This is a genomic window from Actinomycetospora sp. (assembly GCF_055612215.1).
The window spans coordinates 1-2,690 of sequence record NZ_JBVPVA010000505.1; the positions used below are offsets into that span (position 1 = coordinate 1).

A 2,690-nucleotide genomic window follows, 5' to 3' on the forward strand; every position below is an offset into this window, starting at 1 on the left:
GCGGTTCGGGGCGCGCCTGGAGCCGTTCGGGCACGTCGACCTGCAGCTGCACACCGGCCGGAGCCTCGACATCATCACGCAGGTCCAGACGATCGACGCGTTCGGCGGCGGCCTCGTCGTCGACTACCCGCGCTACACCGCCGGCTGCGCGCTGCTCGAGACCGCCGACCGGCTCACGCCCGAGGAGGGCGAGCCGGCGCGGGAGCTGTTCCTGCTGCTCGTCGGGGCGCTGCGGGGCCTCGCGGGCGGGCAGCGCGACCCGCACCTGGTGCTCGACGCCTACCTGCTGCGCGCCATGGTCATCGCCGGGTACGCGCCGGCGATCACCGAGTGCGCCCGCTGCGGCACCGAACCGGCGACGCCGCTGGACGCCCCCGAGGGCACGCACGGCTTCCACCAGCGGTTCGCGGTGACGGCGGGCGGCGCGGTGTGCGAACGGTGCCGGCCCGGCGGCGCGGTCGTGCCCTCGTGGTGGACCTGGCGGCTGCTCGAGGCGCTCCGTGACGGCGACTGGGAGGCCGCCGAGCAGAGCCCGCCCGACGCCCGCCGCGACGCCGCCGGCCTCGTCGCCGCCCACCTGCAGTGGCACCTGGAGCGCCGGCTGCGCTCGCTGCCGCTGGTCGACCGGCGGGGGGTTCCGCGGGTGGATCTCGAGGACGGCCTCCCCGACGTGAGCGAAGGGCACCATCGCTCGGTAGAGCCGCTCGAGGGCGCCCCTCACCGGAACGGCGCGCCGGACCCCGATCCGACCGAAGGGTCCCCTCGCTCGCTAGAGCCGACCGATGGGGCCCCTCGGTCAGTGCCCGAGTCCGCCGACGACGCCGCCGGGATCGCCCCGTGAGCCCCCTCCGGCAGCGCTCCGACCGGACCAGCGCGCCGCGCTCGGGCCGCTCCGGCCGGCCCCTCCGCGGCCGCGGCGACCCGACGATCATGCCGCCCACCCCGCACCCGTCGGGCGCCACGCCGCCGCCGATCCCGGCCGACCTCGTCCCGAACCACGTCGCGCTCGTCATGGACGGCAACGGCCGGTGGGCCAACCAGCGCGGGCTGCCCCGCATCGAGGGCCACCGCCACGGCGAGGCGCAGCTGCTCGACGTCGTCCGTGGCTGCATCGACCTCGGCGTCAACTGGATCTCCGCGTACGCGTTCTCCACCGAGAACTGGCGGCGCAGCCCGGAGGAGGTCCGCTTCCTGCTCGGGTTCAACCGCGACGTCATCCGCCGCCGGCGCGACGAGATGCACGCCATGGGGGTGCGGGTGCGCTGGTCGGGGCAGCGCCCGCGGCTGTGGCGCAGCGTCATCTCCGAGCTCGAGAAGGCCGAGGAGCTCACGCGCGACAACGACGTCGTGACCCTGACGATGTGCGTCAACTACGGCGGCCGCGCGGAGATCGTGCAGGCGACCCGGGAACTCGCGCGACGCGCCGCCCGCGGCGAGATCGACCCCGACCGCATCGACGAGCGGGCCATCGCGCGTCACCTCGACGAGCCGGACATGCCCGACGTCGACCTGTTCGTGCGCTCGTCGGGGGAGCAGCGGACGTCGAACTTCCTGCTCTGGCAGTCGGCGTACGCGGAGATGGTCTTCCTCGACACGCTCTTCCCCGACTTCGACCGCCGCCACCTCTGGCAGGCCTGCGAGATCTACGCCTCGCGGGACCGCCGCTACGGCGGCGCCGCCGACGCGCCCACCGCGACCGACGCGACCACCGCGACCAAGTCGACCGAGTCGACCGACGTGACCGACCCCGAGGAGACCCCCAGTGAGCCGTGAGGCCGCGACGACCGCGACGCTGCTGATCACCGCGCGGGAGGCCCTCGAGAAGTTCGTCGAGGTGCGGGTCGACGACGACGGGGCGCTGTCGTTCCGCCACGGCGACGTCCCGTGCGCGGTGCAGGGGATCGAGCTCGTCGAGGGGCTGGCGGTGCTGTCGCTGACCTGCGTCGTCGCGTGGGACCTGGAGGGCGACGAGGTCCCGCGCCGGGTCGCCGAGCGTGCCGGCCAGGGACTCTTCGGGACCCTGGGCGCGATCGGCACCGACGTCGGCTGGGACGTGACCCTGCGCTACGCCTTCCCGGCGGAGGGCCTGGCCGCGGACCCGCTGGGCACGCTGCTCATGCTCGTCGTGTCCACCGCCTCGCAGGTGCGCAACGACCTCGTCGCGGCGGCCTGACGCTCACCTCGCCCGGCAGGCGCCGCACAGGCCGATGATCTCCACGGTGTGGTCGATCTCGGCGAACCCGTGCTCGGCGGCGACCTTCTCCGCCCAGTGCTCGACGGCGGGCCCCTCGACCTCGACGGTCCGCCCGCAGCGGCGGCACACCAGGTGGTGGTGGTGGGTGTCCGAGCAGCGCCGGTAGGAGGCCTCGCCCGCGGCGGTGCGCAGCACGTCGATCTCGCCGGCCTCGGCCAGCGCCTGCAGCGTGCGGTACACCGTCGTCAGGCCGATGCCCTCGCCGCGGCGGCGCAGTTCCTCGTGGATGTCCTGGGCGGAGCGGAAGTCGTCGAGCCGGTCGAGCAGGTCGCCGATCGCGGCGCGCTGACGGGTGGCGCGCTGGCCGGGCACCACGGTGGGGCGCGACGAGCCGTCGGTCGTGCTCACGCGTCCTCCTCGGCGTGCTCCACGGCGTCGACGACGATGTGCGCGAGGTGGTCGTCCACGAGCCGGTAGACGACCTCCCGGCCCCGCC

At 74.9% G+C, this 2,690-nt stretch carries 4 protein-coding genes and 1 pseudogene; 3 read left to right on the forward strand and 2 right to left on the reverse strand.

Annotated features, from left to right (window positions below; translation table 11 throughout):
* The 3 genes from recO to AC0CYZ_RS14035 all read left to right on the forward strand — a co-directional run.
* The coding region (gene recO / locus AC0CYZ_RS14025; RefSeq protein WP_472216304.1) for a DNA repair protein RecO at nucleotides 1–841 on the forward strand (841 nt) is incomplete at its 5' end.
* A gap of 89 nt (nucleotides 842–930) precedes the next feature.
* Entirely contained in the window at nucleotides 931–1,773 is an 843-nt protein-coding gene (locus tag AC0CYZ_RS14030) for an isoprenyl transferase (RefSeq protein WP_472216310.1), read from the forward strand.
* On the forward strand, nucleotides 1,763–2,173 hold the full coding sequence (locus tag AC0CYZ_RS14035; RefSeq protein WP_472216306.1) for a hypothetical protein: 411 nt from the start codon (nucleotides 1,763–1,765) through the stop codon (nucleotides 2,171–2,173). The genes AC0CYZ_RS14030 and AC0CYZ_RS14035 overlap by 11 nt, the downstream gene beginning before the upstream one ends.
* 3 nt (nucleotides 2,174–2,176) lie before the next feature.
* Here AC0CYZ_RS14035 and AC0CYZ_RS14040 read toward each other — a convergent pair whose 3' ends face one another.
* Together AC0CYZ_RS14040 and AC0CYZ_RS14045 are read right to left on the reverse strand one after the other, a co-directional pair.
* A complete protein-coding gene (locus AC0CYZ_RS14040; RefSeq protein ID WP_472216308.1) occupies nucleotides 2,177–2,602 on the reverse strand; it encodes a Fur family transcriptional regulator in 426 nt (141 codons plus the stop codon).
* A pseudogene (locus AC0CYZ_RS14045) lies at nucleotides 2,599–2,690 on the reverse strand (ArsR/SmtB family transcription factor); the annotation flags it as partial. The pseudogene AC0CYZ_RS14045 and the gene AC0CYZ_RS14040, both read right to left, overlap by 4 nt.